Below are 16,490 nucleotides of genomic sequence, written 5' to 3' on the forward strand. Positions count from 1 at the left end.
TCTGGACTAACCTTGAAGGCCTGAGCAGGCTATTTACACTTTACGGAGCATCGGCACATGCAACTGGGAATCGTGGGGCTGGGCCGCATGGGCGGCAATATTGCACGGCGCCTGATGCGCGAAGGGCACCACACGGTGGTGCACGACCGCAACGGGCCGGCTATCGACACACTGGTGGCCGAAGGCGCCAAGGGTGCCAACGACCTGGCGGCGCTGGTGCAGCAGTTGGATAAGCCACGCGCGGTGTGGGTGATGCTGCCGGCCGGCGAGCCGACCGAGCAGACCATCGCGCAACTGGCCGACCTGCTGGAGCCCGACGATGTGATCATCGACGGCGGCAACACCTTCTACAAGGACGACATCCGCCGCGCCCAGCACCTGGCCGAGCGCCAGTTGCACTACGTCGACGTCGGCACCTCGGGTGGCGTATGGGGGCTGGAGCGCGGCTACTGCATGATGATCGGGGGCGAGCAGGCCATCTTCGAACGCCTTGAGCCGCTGTTCGCCACGCTGGCCCCGGGCGAGGGTGACATCCCGCGTACGCGTGGCCGCAGCGGCCCCAGCGAGCGCGCCGAGAAGGGCTACATTCACGCCGGGCCGCCTGGCGCCGGGCATTACGTGAAGATGGTGCACAACGGTATCGAGTACGGCCTCATGCAGGCCTACGCCGAAGGCTTCGATATCCTCAAGACCAAGGCCAGCGAAAGCCTGCCGGTCGATCAGCGCTTCGACCTCAACCTGACCGAGATCGCCGAGGTGTGGCGTCGCGGCAGTGTGGTCACCTCGTGGTTGCTGGACCTCACCGCCGACGCCCTGGTGGCCGATCCGCAACTGGGCAGCTACAGCGGCTCGGTGTCCGACAGCGGCGAAGGGCGCTGGACCATCGATGCGGCCGTGGAACAGGCCGTACCGGTACCGGTGCTGTCCAGCGCGCTGTTCGCCCGCTTTCGCTCGCGCCAGCAGCAGGGCACCTACGGTGACAAGCTGTTGTCGGCGATGCGTTTCGGTTTTGGTGGCCATGTCGAGAAGTCCGAATGAGTACACACGACGTAGAAGCGGCACCGGCCTGTACCCTGTTTCTGTTTGGCGCCAATGGCGACCTGGTCAAACGCCTGTTGATGCCCGCGCTGTACAACCTCAGTCGCGATGGCCTGCTGGACAAGGGCCTGCGCATTGTCGGGGTGGACCACAACCCGGCCACCGACAGCGAATTCGCCGAGCGCCTGGAAGCCTTCATGCGTGAGCGTGACAAGGGCGAGGGCGCCACCCGGCACCTGGATGACAAGGTGTGGAAGCGCCTGGCCAAGGGCATCGGCTACCTGACCGGGGATTTTCTGGAGCCGGCCACCTACCAGGCCATCGCCGAGCGCATCGAAAAGAACCGCACCGGCAATGCGATTTTCTACCTGGCCACCTCGCCGCGCTTTTTCAGCGGGGTGGTGCAGCAACTGGGGGCCGCCGGGCTGCTGGACGAGGCCAACGGGTTTCGCCGTGTGGTGGTGGAAAAGCCCTTCGGCTCGGACCTGGCCAGCGCCGAGGCGCTCAACGCCTGTCTGCTCAAGGTGATGAACGAAAAGCAGATCTATCGCATCGACCATTACCTGGGCAAGGAAACCGTGCAGAACATCCTGGTCAGCCGTTTCTCCAACGGGCTGTTCGAAGCGTTCTGGAACAACCACTACATCGACCATGTGCAGATCACCGCCGCCGAAACGGTGGGCGTGGAAACCCGCGGCGCGTTCTACGACACCACCGGCGCGCTGCGAGACATGGTGCCCAACCACCTGTTCCAGCTGTTGGCGATGGTGGCGATGGAGCCGCCGGCCGCCTTCGGCGCCGATGCGGTACGCAGCGAAAAGGCCAAGGTGATCGGCGCCATTCGGCCCTGGTCAAAAGCCATGGCGCTGAAGAACTCGGTGCGCGGGCAATACACGGCGGGCAAGCAGGGGCGCAAGAAGCTTGCAGGCTATCGTGAAGAGCCACGGGTCGATCCCGAGAGCCAGACCGAAACCTATGTGGCGCTCAAGGTGATGATCGACAACTGGCGTTGGGTCGGTGTGCCGTTCTACCTGCGCACCGGCAAGCGCATGAGCGTGCGCGACACCGAGATCGCCATCTGCTTCAAGCCGGCGCCCTACGCGCAGTTTCGCGACAGCGATGCCGAGCGGCCCAAGCCCAACTACCTGAAGATCCAGATCCAGCCCAATGAGGGCATGTGGTTCGATCTGCAGGCCAAGCGGCCGGGGCCCACGCTTGCAATGGAGAATGTCGAGCTGGGCTTCGCCTACAAGGACTTCTTCAAGATGCAGCCCTCCACGGGCTACGAAACCCTGATCTACGACTGCCTCACGGGCGACCAGACCCTGTTCCAGCGCGCCGACAATATCGAGAACGGCTGGCGTGCCGTACAGCCGTTCCTGGATGCCTGGGCGCAGGGTGGCGAGGTACAGCCCTATGCTGCCGGCGAAGATGGCCCGCAGGCGGCCGACGAACTGCTGGCCCGTGATCGGCGGGTCTGGCACAGCATTGGTTGAATGGGAGGTTCATGGCGGGCGCAATCGAAGACTACGCATTGTTGGGCAATTGTCGCAGCGCAGCGCTGGTGGGCCGGGACGGCTCGCTGGACTGGCTGTGTTTTCCACGGTTCGACTCGCCGGCCTGCTTTGCCGCGTTGCTGGGCGATGAAGAAAACGGTCGCTGGCAGATCGCACCGCAGGCACCGGTGCTGGAGGTGAGGCGCGAGTACCGCGAGGACACGCTGATCCTGCACACCACCTTTGTTACCGACGGGGGGCGTGCGCGCCTGATCGACTGCATGCCCCTCGACGATGCGCACCACAGTGTGGTGCGCATCGTCGAGGGGCTGGAGGGCGAAGTCGGGTTCGACATGGATCTGGTGATGCGTTTCGACTACGGCAGCAGCGTACCCTGGGTCGAGAAGATCGACCCGCTGACCCTCACAGCCGTGGCCGGGCCGGACCGCCTCACGCTGCGCAGCACGGTCGCGACCAAGGCGCGTGACCACCATACCGGCAGCAGCTTTACGGTGCGCCCAGGCGAGCGGCATACCTTCAGCCTGACCCACCAGCCGTCGCACTTGCCGCTGCGGCCGGCGTTCGACCCTGACGAGGCGGTGGGCGAAACGGTGCGACAGTGGCGTGAGTTCGCCGCGCGTTGCCCTGATGTCGGGACCAGCACCGCGCGGGTCAAACGTTCGCTGATCACCCTCAAGGCCCTGACCTATGCCCCCACGGGCGGCATCGTGGCGGCGCCGACCACCTCGTTGCCTGAACACCTGGGCGGTGAGCGCAACTGGGATTACCGCTACTGCTGGTTGCGCGATGCGACCATGACCCTGCTGGCGTTCATGAACCTGGGCTATTTCGAGGAAGCCCAGGCATGGCGCGAGTGGTTGCTGCGCTCGGTGGCCGGCAACCCGGAGCAGATGCAGATCATGTACGGCCTGGCCGGCGAGCGTCGCCTGCCCGAGTACGACCTGCCGTGGCTGGCGGGCTACGAGGGCTCGCAGCCGGTGCGGGTGGGCAATGCCGCTGCAGTGCAGCATCAGCTGGATATCTACGGCGAGGTGGCCGATGCGCTCTGCCAGGCCATGCGGGGGGGGGTTGCCACGCCTGCCGCGCAGTGCAGCGGTGGGGCGGGTGATCATGCCGTACCTGGAGACCATCTGGCGCAAACCGGACGAAGGCATCTGGGAGGTGCGCGGGCCGCAGCAGCACTTCACCCATTCCAAGGTCATGGCCTGGGTCGCGTTCGACCGGGCGGCCAGCCTCAGCGAGCCGACCGAGGAGGGCAAGGCGCAGGCGGCGCACTACCGTGAGGTGGCGGCCCAAATACATCGCGAGGTGTGCGAACAGGGCGTGGATGCGCAACTGGGCTGCTTTGTGCAGGCCTATGGCTCGCAGGAGATGGATGCGAGCCTGTTGCAGATTGCCCTGACCGGGTTTCTGCCGGCCGAGGATCCGCGCTTTCTGGCGACCCTGGCTCAGATCGAGAAGCGTCTGTTGCACGATGGGCTGGTGCGTCGCTATGACAGCGACAGCGGGTGCGATGGGTTGAGCCCGGGGGAGGGGACGTTTCTGGTGTGTTCGTTCTGGCTGGCGGACGTGTATGTGCTGCTGGGGCGTGAAGCGCAGGCGCAGGCGTTGTTCGAGCGCCTGTGCGGGTTGTGCAACGATGTCGGCCTGCTGGCCGAGCAGTACGACCCGCGCGGTGGGCGCATGCTGGGCAACTTCCCGCAGGCGTTCAGCCATATCGGCATCATCAATACGGCGTTGAACCTGCACCGGGCGCAGTGCCCGGTGCGCGACAGGGCCAATTGCGGCTGACCAGGACGGCCTCTTCGCTGGCAAGCCCAGCTCCCACAGGTACAGTGGTGATCCCGAGTGCACCGCGGTCCTTGTGGGAGCTGGCTTGCCAGCGAAGGGGGCATGCCTGCCAGCCCAGCCTTTGGCACAAGCGCCCTCTGCCGTCTGCGATATAGTCCCCCGACACCATCCCGCGTCAGCCCAAGGAGTGCCACCGTGACCGAGTACAGCGCGTTCAAGGTCGAACTGTCGAACAACATCGCCCATGTGCAGATCAACCGTCCGGAAAAGATCAACGCCATGAACGCCGCGTTCTGGAGCGAGATCATCGATATTTTCCAGTGGATCGACGAGACCGATGCCGTGCGCGTGGTGGTGCTCAGTGGCGCCGGCAAGCACTTTTCGTCTGGCATCGACCTGATGCTGCTGGCCTCGGTGGCCAGCGAGCTGGGCAAGGACGTTGGCCGCAATGCGCGCCTGCTGCGACGCAAGATCCTGCAGATGCAGGCTTCGTTCAATGCCGTCGACAACTGCCGCAAGCCGGTACTGGCCGCCATCCAGGGCTACTGCCTGGGCGGCGCGATCGACCTGATCGCCGCCTGTGACCTGCGCTACGCGGCCGCCGATGCGCAGTTCGCGATCAAGGAAATCGACATGGGCATGGCCGCCGATGTCGGCACCCTGCAGCGCCTGCCGCGCATCATCGGTGACGGTATCCTGCGTGAACTGGCCTACACCGGTCGCCCGGTAGGCGCCGAGGAGGCGCGTCAGATCGGCCTGGTCAACCGTACCTTCGACGACACCGCGGGCCTGCTCGACGGGGTCTTTGCGATTGCCGCCGACATTGCGGCAAAATCCCCGATTGCCGTGGCCGGCACCAAGCAAATGCTCGGCTACATGCGCGACCACCGTATCGACGACGGGCTGGAATACATTGCCACCTGGAATGCCGCCATGTTGCAATCGACCGACCTGCGGGTGGCCATGGCCGCCAGCATGAGCAAACAGAAACCGCAGTTCGACGACTGAGCCCGGTCGCGAACCTTCAAGGAACGCAACATGTCAGCGCGCTGGACCACCGCAGTACTGGACACCAACATCACTGGCGGCCTGGCCGTCGCCCGCTGTGCCGAGGGTTTTCTGGTGGACGCCAACGGCGCCCTGTTCCCGCGTGACTGGCTCAAGCGCCAGGGCCTGGAGGTGCTGTGCGAGCACGGCATCGGCCACTTCGATGGCCAACCGGTGTTCCTGCTGGAGCTGCGCGGCGTGCAGGCGGTGGACGGCTGCAGTTGGCGCGGCCTGCGCCAGTTCATGCTGGAAGGCGACTTCGATACCTACACGATGCTCGGCTATGCCGCGCAAATCGCCACCTGGGCCCGCGAGCACCGTTTCTGCGGCAGTTGCGGGCAGCCCATGACGCAGATCCACTGGGAGCGTGCGATGCACTGCGCGGCGTGCGAGCTGCGCAGCTACCCGCGCATTTCGCCAAGCATGATCGTGCTGATCACCCGTGGCGACGAGATGCTGCTGGCACGTTCGCCGCGCTTCGTGACCGGGGTGTACAGCACCCTGGCCGGCTTTGCCGAGCCGGGCGAGTCGGCCGAGGACTGCCTGGTGCGCGAGGTGCGCGAAGAGGTGGCGCTGCAGGTGAAGAACATCCAGTACGTGGGTAGCCAGTGCTGGCCGTTCCCGCATTCGATGATGCTGGGCTTCCATGCCGAGTACGCCGGTGGCGAGATCGTCATGCAGGCCGACGAGATCGAGGATGCGCAGTGGTTCAACGTCAATGCGCTACCGCCGTTGCCGGCGGGGCGCTCGATTGCACGCTACCTGATCGACCTGTATGTGGCGCGTCGCCTAGGCCTGGCCGAACCAGTGCTGCCACGCTAGGCGCACGGTCAGCGCCAGCACCACGGTGATGAACACCGGGCGGATGAACTTGCTGCCGCCGCTGATGGCGGTGCGTGCGCCGAAGAACGCGCCGACCATCAGTGCCGAGCCCATCGACAGGCCCACCAGCCAGTCGACCTGGCCGGAGAAGATGAACACCGACAGGGCCGCGGCGTTGCTGACGAAGTTCATGCTGCGCGCCACGCCGCTGGCCTTGACCAGGTCGATGGGGTAGATCAGCAGCGTACTCACGGTCCAGAACGCGCCGGTCCCCGGGCCGGCTACACCGTCGTAGAAGCCCAGGGTGAAGCCCTGCGGCCACTGCCATTTCTTCTTGATCGGCGCATCGGCGTCCAGCGGCGCCTTGGGCGTACCGCCGAACAGCAGGTACACGCCACAGGCGAATACCACGACCGGGAGCATCTTGTTCAGCCATTCGGCGGGCAGGTAGTGCGCCACGATCGCGCCGATGAAGGCGCCGACCAGGGTGCCGAGCAGGGCGTGGCGCCATTGCGCGGGGTGGAACAGCTTGCGTCGGTAGTAGGTGAAACCGGCGGTGGCCGAGCCGAAGGTGGAGCTGAGCTTGTTGGTGCCCAGCACCAGGTGCGGCGGCATGCCGGCGGTGAGCAGGGCGGGCGTGGTGAGCAGGCCGCCACCGCCGGCGATGGCGTCGATGAAACCGGCGACGAAGGCGACTGCCGCCAGGATGGCAAGGGTAGTGAGGTCTACGCTGAGTTCGAAGGGCATGGTGTTGGGCTTATTCGACTGGGGCGCAGAAGGTAGGGCTGCGCCTGAGGGGCGCTATGGTAATGGAGATGGTGCTTGCCTGTCAGGGCCTCTTCGCTGGCAAGCCAGCTCCCACAGTTGAGCAGCGGCCTTTCAGGCAGTGGGGTTCCAGTGGGAGCTGGCTTGCCAGCGAAAGAATTCAACACCGAGTCAGGAAAGGAACCCCCCATCCACATTCAACGCCGTACCGGTGGTATAGCTCGACGCATCGCTGGCCAGGTACAGCACCGCACCCGCCATCTCCTTGGGGTCGGCCACGCGCTTGAGCGGGATCTGTTGCAGCGCGGTGTTGAGGATCGCATCGTTCTTCACCAGCGCCGAGGCAAATCGGGTATCGGTCAGCCCCGGCAGCAACGCATTGCAGCGGATTGCGAACGGCGCGCATTCCTTGGCGAACACCTTGGTCATGTTGATCACCGCCGCCTTGGTCACCGAATAGATGCCCTGGAACACCCCCGGCGACACGCCATTGATCGACGCCACGTTGATGATGCTGCCGCCGCCGTTGTCGCGCATCAGCTTGCCGGCCTCGACCGACATGAAGAAGTAGCCGCGGATGTTGACGTCCACGGTCTTCTGGAACGCGCCCAGGTCGGTGTCCAGCACGTTGCAGAACTGCGGGTTGGTCGCCGCATTGTTGACCAGGATGTCCAGGCGCCCGAACTGCTCGCGAATGCCGGCGAACACTGCCCCGATCTGCTCCATCTCGCCGATATGGCACGCCACTGCGGTGGCCTTGCCGCCCGCGGCAATGATCGCGTCAGCCACCTGCTGGCAACCGTCGAGCTTGCGGCTGGAAACGATCACATGGGCACCCTGCTGGGCCAGCAGGTGCGCGATCGCCTCACCGATGCCACGGCTGGCACCGGAGACGAAGGCGATCTTGCCGTCGAGGTCGAACAACTGCGTCTTGGACATGGGGCGGTTTCCTTGTTGTTGTGGGGCGTCAGAGCGCGGATGTGCCGATGACTTGCAGGCTCATGCGCTCCAGCAGCGTGTTCATGTGGATGAACTGGGCAAAGCGCTTGTCCTGGGTCTGGCCGTGGAAGAAACGGTAGTAGATCTGCTGCACGATACCGGCCAGGCGGAACAGACCGTAGGTGTAATAGAAGTCGAAATTGTCGATGCGGATGCCGGCGCGTTCGGCGTAGTAGTCCACGAACTGGCGCCGGGTCAGCATGCCGGGTGCATTGCTCGGTTGGCGCCGCATCCGTTGCACCGGCGCCGGGTCGGCGGCTTCGATCCAGTACGCCAGGGTGTTGCCCAGGTCCATCAGCGGGTCGCCGATCGTGGTCATTTCCCAGTCGAGCACGCCGATGATGCGCATGGGGTTGTCGGCGTCGAGGATCACGTTGTCGAAACGGTAGTCGTTGTGCACGATGGCAGGCCGTGGATGATCGGCCGGCATTTTCTCGCGCAGCCATGCGATCACCGCTTCCCAGCGGGGCGCATCGGGTGTCAGGGCTTTTTCATAGCGTGCGCTCCAGCCTTCGACCTGGCGCTGCACATAGCCGTCGGGCCTGCCCAGGTCGGCCAGGCCGCAGGCGCTGTAGTCGACCTGGTGCAGCTCTACCAGGCGGTCGATGAAACTCTTGCACAGGGCTTCGGTGCGCGTGCTGTCCAGGCCCAGTTCGGGCGGCAGGTCCGAGCGCAGGATGATGCCCTCGACCCGCTCCATCACGTAGAACTCGCCACCGATCAGGGTGTCGTCGGTGCAGTGCACGTAGGCCTTGGGGCAGTAGGGGAAGCCGCTGTTGAGCTGGTTGAGGATGCGAAATTCACGGCCCATGTCATGCGCCGACCTGGCCTTGTGCCCGAAGGGCGGGCGGCGCAGCACCAGCTCGCGGTCCGGGTAGCTGAGCAGGTAGGTCAGGTTGGACGCACCGCCCGGGAACTGGCTGATCACCGGGGTGCCGCTCAGGCCGCGAATGTGGGCCTTGAGGTACGGATCGATGAGGGCGGCATCGAGTTCTTCGCCGGGGCGGACCTGGGTCGACTGATCGGTGAGGGTCATGCTTTTCCCTTATTCTGAATGCCGCTGATTATTGGTTAATCTAATTCTCGTCACAAAGCCGAACAAGTGTTTGACTGCCTTATAGGTCAGCGTGTTGCCGCACGATCACCCCCCCTGATGCCGGGCGAAAAAAAACCGAAGCACACAAGGGCTTCGGTTTTTTGTCGGCATCAGCGCAAGGCTCAGGCCGGGAACAGCTCGCTGAGCTTCATCGACAGCATCATGTCGCCCTCGACGCGCAGCTTGCCGCCCATGAAGGCCTGCATGCCGTCGGTTTCGCCGCTGACGATGCCCTTGAGGGTTTCGGTGTCCATCACCAGGGTGCAGTTGGCATCAGGGTTTTCGCCTTCCTGCAGTTCGCAGGTGCCATCCTTGACGATCAGGGCAAAGTTCTTGGTTTCATCGATACGGAAACCGAACACCAGGTCCAGGCCAGCGGCGGCGGCAGGATTGAATTTGGCTTTCATCGCTTCAACGGCTTTTGCTACGTCGGTCATGGTGCATTCCTTATTAAGTGATGTAAGCGACCCGAAGGTCGCAACAGGCCGGGTCTCATCGATAGGTGACGAGCTCCGGCGCCTTCAGCAGCTGCACATGGGCCTGGCTGTTGAAGGAAGCCAGCGTCACCTCGCTGCCCCTGAACTTCAGATGGCTGAGCGAGGTGTTGATGATCTGCCAGTTCAGCGTGAACGCCTGGCTGGGGGTGATGCCGGTAATCAGGTGAAGCAGGGCGGTGATGGTGCCGCCGGAGGTGAACAGGGCAATGTGGTCGCCTTGCGCGGCCTGTTGCAGCAGCCGCTGCAGGCCGGCGTTCACCTGCTCGACGAAGCCGCTCCAGCTTTGCAGGCCGTCGACCGGGTGCGCACCGCTGTGCCAACGCTGTACCAGCAGCGCGAACAGGCGCTGGAACTCATTGCGGTTGTCAGCCGCGTTGCGCAGTACGTGCAGGGCTTCGGGCTCATCGGGCAGCAGGCCCGGGAGCAGCGCGCGGATCACGCCGTCGGCATCGAATTCGTTGAACGCAGGGTCGGTTTCCAGTGCCGGCACATCACCGCCTGCGGCCTGCAGGCGTGTCAAGACCAGACGCCCGGTGTCCTGCTGACGGCGCAGGTCACCGGCCACGCACCGGTCAATGTGCAGGCCCAGGCTGGCCATATGGTCACCGAGCGCTTCGCTCTGGGCAATGCCGGTGGGCGACAACACATCGTAGTTGTCTGCACCAAAGGAGGCCTGGCCATGTCGAATCAGGTAGATGCTGCCCACGGGTTATGCCTGGGTAGAAGGTTGAGGCGAGGTTAGGTCGCCACCGGCAGCCTGTCAACGAAAAAACATACAAGCGTTTGAAAAGAGCGTTTGAACTGTATTGCCAGCGCTTTCCTGCGCTGGCAGGGGCGCACCGGCGCCGGTATGCTGGGGCATTGGTACGCGCCGCATGGGCGCAGGCATGTTAAGGAGTTACTGTGGAGTTTCTTGCTGAGTACGCAAGTTTTCTGGCCAAGACCGCGACCCTGGTGATCGCGTTCCTGGTGGTGCTGTCGGCGATTGCCGGGTTGCGTGGCAAGGGCCGACGCAAGGCCGGTGGGCAATTGCAGGTCACCCGCCTGAACGACTTCTACAAGGAGCTGCGCGAGCGCCTGGAGTCAGGCCTGCTCGACAAGGCCCAGCTCAAGGCCCTGCGCAAGCAGCAGGCCAAGAGCGACAAGCAACTGAAGAAAAAACCCGAAGACAAGCCGCGCGTGTTCGTGCTGGATTTCGACGGCGACATCAAAGCCTCGGCGACCGAGAGCCTGCGCCATGAGATCAGCGCGCTGCTGACCCTGGCCACGCCCCGTGACGAGGTGGTACTGCGCCTGGAAAGCGGCGGCGGCATGGTGCACAGCTACGGCCTGGCCGCCTCCCAGCTGGCGCGTATCCGCCAGGCCGGCGTGCCGCTGACGGTGTGCATCGACAAGGTCGCGGCCAGTGGCGGCTACATGATGGCCTGCATCGGAGAAAAAATCGTCAGTGCGCCGTTTGCCATCCTGGGCTCCATTGGCGTGGTGGCGCAGTTGCCCAACGTCAACCGCCTGTTGAAAAAGCACGATGTCGACTTCGAGGTGTTCACTGCCGGTGAATACAAGCGCACCGTGACCGTGTTCGGCGAAAACACCGAGAAGGGCCGCGAGAAATTTCAGGAAGACCTGGACGTGACCCATCAGTTGTTCAAGGATTTTGTCTCGCGTTATCGCCCGCAATTGCATATCGATGAAGTGGCCACTGGCGAAGTGTGGCTGGGGGTCGCGGCGTTGAACAAGCAACTGGTGGACGAGTTGCGCACCAGTGACGAGTACCTGAGCGAGCGCGCGCGCGATTCGAACCTGTATCACCTGCACTTTGCCGAACGCAAGAGCCTGCAGGAACGCGTAGGCCTGGCCGCCAGCGCGTCCATCGAGAACACGCTGGTGGGGTTGTGGAGCCGTCTGGGCCGCTGGCGCTGAGCAATATGTAGCACTTCACCCACGTCATGATGGGGTCTGCTTGGGGGCTCAACCCACCCCGAGTACCATCATGACCACATCCACCGATACCTACGTCACGCCGGGGCCGCATGGCCCCTTCATTCACCAGCGCCTGCCCGACTGGCTCAAGCACTCCACTCCTGAAAGCTTCGCGGCGCTCAGCCGGCCATGGGGCGCCGAACAGCACCAGGGCGGGGCGGATGTGCCGGCGCGCTGGTTCAGCAGTGCCCGCGACGATCAGCGCCAGGCCCTGCTTGCTTACCAGCAGCGCAGCCAGGCCTCTGCTGCGGTGCTGGCGCGCACGTTGACGCCACTCAGGGGTATCGTCGAGTTTGCCGAGCCTTTGCTCAAGGCCAGGCTCAAGCGTGAGTTGCAGTGCGATGACGAGGTCAATACTCACGAGTTCGTGCACGTTACCCATGACACCGAGCTGCTGGGTGCACTGGTGCGCGTGGTGCCACGGCGCCAGAGCCTGCTGCAGGCAGCCTTGCAGAACTTTGCCAAGGACGCCGAGTTCGATGCTGGCACGGCGTTGGCGGCCAAGGGCGCGTTCTCCATGGAGCTGGTACCTGGCAGCGAGAAGGCACCGCGTTATCGCTACGTCTACAGCAGCAAGCTGCAGGTGAGCCCGGGCGACTTTGCCCGCGTGTGCCATGAACTGGACCTGGGGCAGCAGTATCAGGACCATCTGGCTGCGGTGTACGAAGCGCCGGCCACCCGCGAAGCAGTACGGCGCCATTCCATTGCAGCCTACAAGGACCGCCTGCGCGTGCATACCCAGCTTGCGGTGATCAAGGGCGAGGTCGGCGACGCCGCGCGCAGTGCCCTGCTGGGCTGGCTCGATGGGGTTGACGTGCCGCTGTACCACGGCAAGCCGCTGGTGTTCAGCACCCTGGAAATGTTCGGCATTGGCCTGTCCGATATCTGGGTGGCCAGTGCCGACCGGCTGCTCAGCGAGCAGACCGAGCCGGTGCTGGTCTATGTGCCGGGGGCGCCGCTGTACCCGCTCAAGGAGTACCCGAGCATCGAGGCGTTCAAGCACGATCTGCGTGTCAACCTGATCTCGCCGACCTACCAGCAGGCCCTGCGTGGCTGCGTCGCCAGAGCCGATCAGGAACGCTTCTTCCGGCTGCTGGAAAGCAACCTGTTTCATCTGGCCGACAGCGCCTCTGGCCTGCTGGAGCGCCAGCCCAACCTGGACGCCGACCTGCACCTGCGTGAACACCGCGTGAATGAAGACCTGTTCGCGCTGCTGCATCGGCGCTTGATCGAGAAGGCCAAGGCCGACGCGCGGCACTTGGCAGTGCCCAGTGCCGATGCTGATGAAGCGGCCCGTGAGGCGCGCCTGGCCTATTGGGAAAGCATCGGCATGAATGTGCTCAACACGGCCGCATTCTTCGTGCCTGGGCTTGGCGAGGTGATGGCGGTGGTGGCGGCCCATCAACTGGTCGGGGAAGTGATCGAGGGGATCGAGGACTGGAAAGTGGGCGACCGCGAGCTGGCCATGGCTCACCTGCAGTCGGTGGCGCTGAACATCGCGTTTGCCGTAGGGCTTGGGCTGGTGCTCAAGCCGGGTGCCGTCGGGCCGGGCAGTGAACTGCTTGAGGGGACGATCCAGATCAAGCTGGCTAACGGGCATTACCGCCTGTGGAAGCCCGACCTCGAGCCCTATGCCGTGGATGTCGATCTGTCGGGTATCACGCCGGACACTCAGGGGCGCTACAGCGTCGCCGGCAAGACCTATATCCGCGTGCAGGGCCGTGCTCATGAACTGGTCAGCACCGAAGCAGGCCTGTACCAGCTCAGGCACCCGCGCGGCGGCGAAGCCTATCAGCCCCAGGTGGTGCATAACGGCGCTGGCGCCTGGCGGCTCGAGGCCGAAGACCCCCTGCAGTGGCAGGGTCTGACGCTGTGGCGGCGCCTGGGACATCTGGTGGACGGCATGGGCGACGAAGAGCTGCTGCAGATGGCGGCGATCACCGGCGTCGACGACGCCCGCCTGCGCCGACTGCACAGCAACAATGAGCCGTTGCCAGCGTTGCTGGGCGACAGCCTGGTGCGCTGGCAGATGAGCCGCAAGGTGGTCGATGTGATTGGTGCCATGCGCGAAGGGCAACCTCTCGCAGCCGGGCTCGACGCGCTGCCCCTGGCCTTGCTGACCCGCATGAACGCCTGGCCGAACGGCCTGCTGGTACGGGTGATGGAGGATGGACAGCTGCTCAAGGAGTACGGTACGCCGTTGCACGCCGACAACCGTACCCTGTCGATCACCCGTCAGGAGCTGGCCGACGGGCGCTTCCTGAACACGTTGCTGCAGGGGCTGACGGAACAGGAGGAGAAAGCACTGTTCGGCCCGTACCTGGCCAAGAGCGATGCGGGTCGCCTGAAGCAGTTGCGCGAGGTGTATGCCAATTACGCGAACGCCAACCGCAGCCAGGTGTTCGACAGCCTCTACCGGGCCGATCCGATCGAGCAGGTGGCAGGCATCGCCGTGCTGCGCAGACAGTTTGCCGGGCTGGCCTGGCGACAGGCCAGGGAGCTGGTCGAGAGCGCTAGCGTCAGCGAACACGCGCAGCTCCTCGCCACCCCGCCCAGGGTAGCGCTGCGCCTGGTCGAGCAGGCCCGCTGGCTGGTGGAGCAAGCGCGTGTGGTACGTGCCCGCGAAGGCCTGTACCTGGGTTACACCGGCCGCCTGGACAGCCTGAAGGTTGCACTGGACCAGTTGCAGGCCCTGCCAGGATGGTCTGGCGAGGTGGGGTTGCACGTGCGCGATGGCAGCCCGTGGGGGGAGGCACTGAAGATCACCAGCGACAATAAGGCAATCGGCACCAGGCGCATTCTCGTGCGTCTGGACGAGGGTTATCAGGCCTATGACAGCGAACACAATGTACTGGGAGGGGTAGAAACCTTGTGCGCCGCCCTATTGCATGCCCTGCCCGACAGTGAACGCGTGCTGCTGGGTCTGGACATCGATCAGGCCGAGGCGCTGCGCCTGATGTTGGCCGAGAATGCCGCCAAGGACCCGGCTGCCGTGCGTCGCAGCCTGGGCGTGCGCCCACGTACGCGCTGGTTCAAGCCGCCACTGCGCATGCCGGACGGGGAAATTGGCTATCCGCTCAGCGGTCGACGCCCGTTCGGCAGGCCGCAAACGCCCTTGCAAAGAGCCCGCTCGCTGTTTCCCGACCTCTCTGCAGAGCAGGCGCAGCGTTTTTTGCAGGAACTGGGCGAGGGGCTCAGCGAGGAAGAGCTGCTGGTCAGGCTGGAGACCCGGCGTCAGGAGCTGTACAGGTTGATCGATGATCTGGGCCGCTGGCGCAATGACCAGGCCGCCAGTGCCGAGGCGCGTATCCAGCGGGAGGTCGCGGCCGACCGTATCGAGCGTTGCTGGCGTCGCCAGACCAGCGAAGTGGTCACTGCCGAAGGGCGAGTCGTCGGTTACTCGCTGGACCTGTCGGGGGCGGTCGTGGAGGGGCTGCCAGCGCTCAGTGCCGATTTCAGTCATGTGGCCTCGCTGCTCATGCGTGACATGGCATTGGCTGAGTTGCCCGAACCGTTTATCGAGCTTTTCGACAATATTCGCTGGCTCAACCTGTCCAACAACCGATTCAGTAGCCTGCCTGCCAGGCTGGGAAACATGCCAAGGCTTACCCGGCTCATGTTGAGCCACAACCAGGTAGTGATCGACGCCGCCGCCAATGCCACGCTGGCCGGGCTGGTACGGTTGAGAATGCTCAGCCTGGATCACAATCCGCTCGGGGTGGCTCCCGACGTATCACCCCTGGCCGACCTGCGTATCCTCAGGCTCCAGCACAGTGGTATCAGCGGCTGGCCGAATGGCTTGATGGACCTGCCCTATCTCGTGGAGGTCGACCTGCGCGCCAACAATATCGAGGTGGTTGGGCAGGAGGTGCTGGCGCCTGACGTCGAACGTGCCGAGCGTGTATTGCGCATCAACCGAGTCACCCATCTGCATGGCAACCCGATCAATGCAGACAGCCAGGTCAGGCTGACGGTTTACCGTCAGCGCACGCGCATCAGTTTTGGCGTGACGCCGAACCTGCGCGTGCATTTTGCGCCCGAGCCGATGACCGCCGGCGCCACTGCCTGGCTGAGGGGGGGCTGATGCGCTGAAGACTGCCGAGCTCAACGGGCTGTGGGATGCGCTCAAGGCCGAACCGGGAACCGGCGAACTGTTCAGGTTGCTGGATGACCTGGGTGAGACGTCGGACTTTCGCGAAACCTATGACGACCTGAAGCGACGGGTATGGGAACTGATCAAGGCGATCAGCGCCAACACGGCGCTGCGTGAGCAGGTGCTGCAGACCCTGGACAGCGTACGCAACTGCGGCGATGCGGTGATCCTGGTGTTCAGCCAGCTTGAGGTGCAGGTGCTGATCAACCAGGCCCTGGCGCTGGGCACCCAACTGGGTGCCGAGTGGTCGCTGATGAAACTGGCGCGTGGGCTGTACCGCCTGGAGCAGGTTGAGCTGATTGCCGGGCGCGTGATCGATGCACGCCTCAAGGCCGGCAGGGAGGTAGACGACATCGAGGTGCGGTTGGCCTATCGTACCGGTCTGGCCGAGCCGCTCGAGCTGCCCGGGCAGCCCAACACCATGCGCTACCGAGCTAGCGCACAGGTCACCGACGCCGATATCCAGGCGGCACAAAAGGAGATCGAAAGCACTGAGACCCCAGCGGTGCTCAAGGCTTCGATTGCCCAGCGCGACTTTTGGGTCAGCTACTTGAAGGAGCAGTACGCCGAACGCTACCAGCAGGTTGCCAAGCCGTTGCACGCTCGCATGGAGGCCCTGCAGGCGGATGCGGACGCCGGCCATATCACTGAAGCGGCCTACCTGCGCCAGAGCCATGTGCTGCAGGGCCACCTGGCCAAGGAGCAGAAGCGGCTGCTGGAGGCGTTGACGGCAGAGATCTGGAACAGCGTGCCCGACCAGGTCACCCGGCTGTGATTGCAACCCG

At 64.4% G+C, this 16,490-nt stretch carries 11 protein-coding genes and 2 pseudogenes; 8 read left to right on the forward strand and 5 right to left on the reverse strand.

Annotated features, from left to right (window positions below):
- Positions 1 to 51: 51 nt before the first annotated feature.
- From gnd to nudC, 5 genes and pseudogenes are all read left to right on the forward strand, one after another.
- Positions 52 to 1,038 (forward strand): annotated as a pseudogene (gene gnd / locus KUO17_RS06845) (phosphogluconate dehydrogenase (NAD(+)-dependent, decarboxylating)); the annotation flags it as partial.
- Positions 1,035 to 2,534 (forward strand): glucose-6-phosphate dehydrogenase, encoded by a 1,500-nt coding sequence (gene zwf / locus KUO17_RS06850; protein ID WP_217974495.1) that lies wholly within the window; start codon positions 1,035 to 1,037, stop codon positions 2,532 to 2,534. The pseudogene gnd and the gene zwf, both read left to right, overlap by 4 nt.
- Positions 2,535 to 2,545: 11 nt before the next feature.
- A pseudogene (locus tag KUO17_RS06855) lies at positions 2,546 to 4,346 on the forward strand (glycoside hydrolase family 15 protein).
- A gap of 195 nt (positions 4,347 to 4,541) precedes the next feature.
- Complete coding sequence (locus KUO17_RS06860) at positions 4,542 to 5,354, forward strand: crotonase/enoyl-CoA hydratase family protein (RefSeq protein ID WP_217974496.1); 813 nt, start codon at positions 4,542 to 4,544, stop codon at positions 5,352 to 5,354.
- A 30-nt stretch (positions 5,355 to 5,384) separates the two neighbouring features.
- Positions 5,385 to 6,215 (forward strand): NAD(+) diphosphatase, encoded by an 831-nt coding sequence (gene nudC / locus KUO17_RS06865; protein ID WP_217974497.1) that lies wholly within the window; start codon positions 5,385 to 5,387, stop codon positions 6,213 to 6,215.
- Here nudC and KUO17_RS06870 read toward each other — a convergent pair.
- From KUO17_RS06870 to KUO17_RS06890, 5 genes are all read right to left on the reverse strand, one after another.
- Entirely contained in the window at positions 6,183 to 6,962 is a 780-nt protein-coding gene (locus KUO17_RS06870) for a TSUP family transporter (protein WP_217974498.1), read from the reverse strand. The two genes, nudC and KUO17_RS06870, sit on opposite strands and share 33 nt — an antisense overlap.
- Positions 6,963 to 7,151: 189 nt before the next feature.
- The gene (locus KUO17_RS06875) at positions 7,152 to 7,919 is read right to left on the reverse strand and encodes an SDR family oxidoreductase (RefSeq protein ID WP_217974499.1); all 768 of its coding nucleotides are present in this window, start codon (positions 7,917 to 7,919) and stop codon (positions 7,152 to 7,154) included.
- Between the two features lie 28 nt (positions 7,920 to 7,947).
- Entirely contained in the window at positions 7,948 to 9,015 is a 1,068-nt protein-coding gene (locus tag KUO17_RS06880) for a phosphotransferase family protein (RefSeq protein WP_217974500.1), read from the reverse strand.
- Between the two features lie 182 nt (positions 9,016 to 9,197).
- A complete protein-coding gene (locus KUO17_RS06885) occupies positions 9,198 to 9,512 on the reverse strand; it encodes an SCP2 sterol-binding domain-containing protein (RefSeq protein WP_163948350.1) in 315 nt (104 codons plus the stop codon).
- 55 nt (positions 9,513 to 9,567) lie between these two features.
- Positions 9,568 to 10,278: a histidine phosphatase family protein gene (locus tag KUO17_RS06890; RefSeq protein WP_217974501.1), complete on the reverse strand. Its 711-nt coding sequence runs from the start codon at positions 10,276 to 10,278 to the stop codon at positions 9,568 to 9,570.
- Between the two features lie 197 nt (positions 10,279 to 10,475).
- Between KUO17_RS06890 and sohB the strand changes: the two genes are divergently transcribed.
- The 3 genes from sohB to KUO17_RS06905 all read left to right on the forward strand — a co-directional run bounded on the left by sohB (position 10,476) and on the right by KUO17_RS06905 (position 16,480).
- Complete coding sequence (gene sohB, locus KUO17_RS06895) at positions 10,476 to 11,492, forward strand: protease SohB (protein ID WP_217974502.1); 1,017 nt, start codon at positions 10,476 to 10,478, stop codon at positions 11,490 to 11,492.
- Between the two features lie 70 nt (positions 11,493 to 11,562).
- The gene (locus tag KUO17_RS06900; protein WP_217974503.1) at positions 11,563 to 15,636 is read left to right on the forward strand and encodes a leucine-rich repeat domain-containing protein; all 4,074 of its coding nucleotides are present in this window, start codon (positions 11,563 to 11,565) and stop codon (positions 15,634 to 15,636) included.
- A 4-nt stretch (positions 15,637 to 15,640) separates the two neighbouring features.
- Positions 15,641 to 16,480 (forward strand): NEL domain-containing protein, encoded by an 840-nt coding sequence (locus KUO17_RS06905; RefSeq protein WP_217974530.1) that lies wholly within the window; start codon positions 15,641 to 15,643, stop codon positions 16,478 to 16,480.
- Positions 16,481 to 16,490 lie beyond the last annotated feature (10 nt).

Source organism: Pseudomonas aegrilactucae (assembly GCF_019168305.1).
Lineage (GTDB): Bacteria > Pseudomonadota > Gammaproteobacteria > Pseudomonadales > Pseudomonadaceae > Aquipseudomonas > Aquipseudomonas aegrilactucae.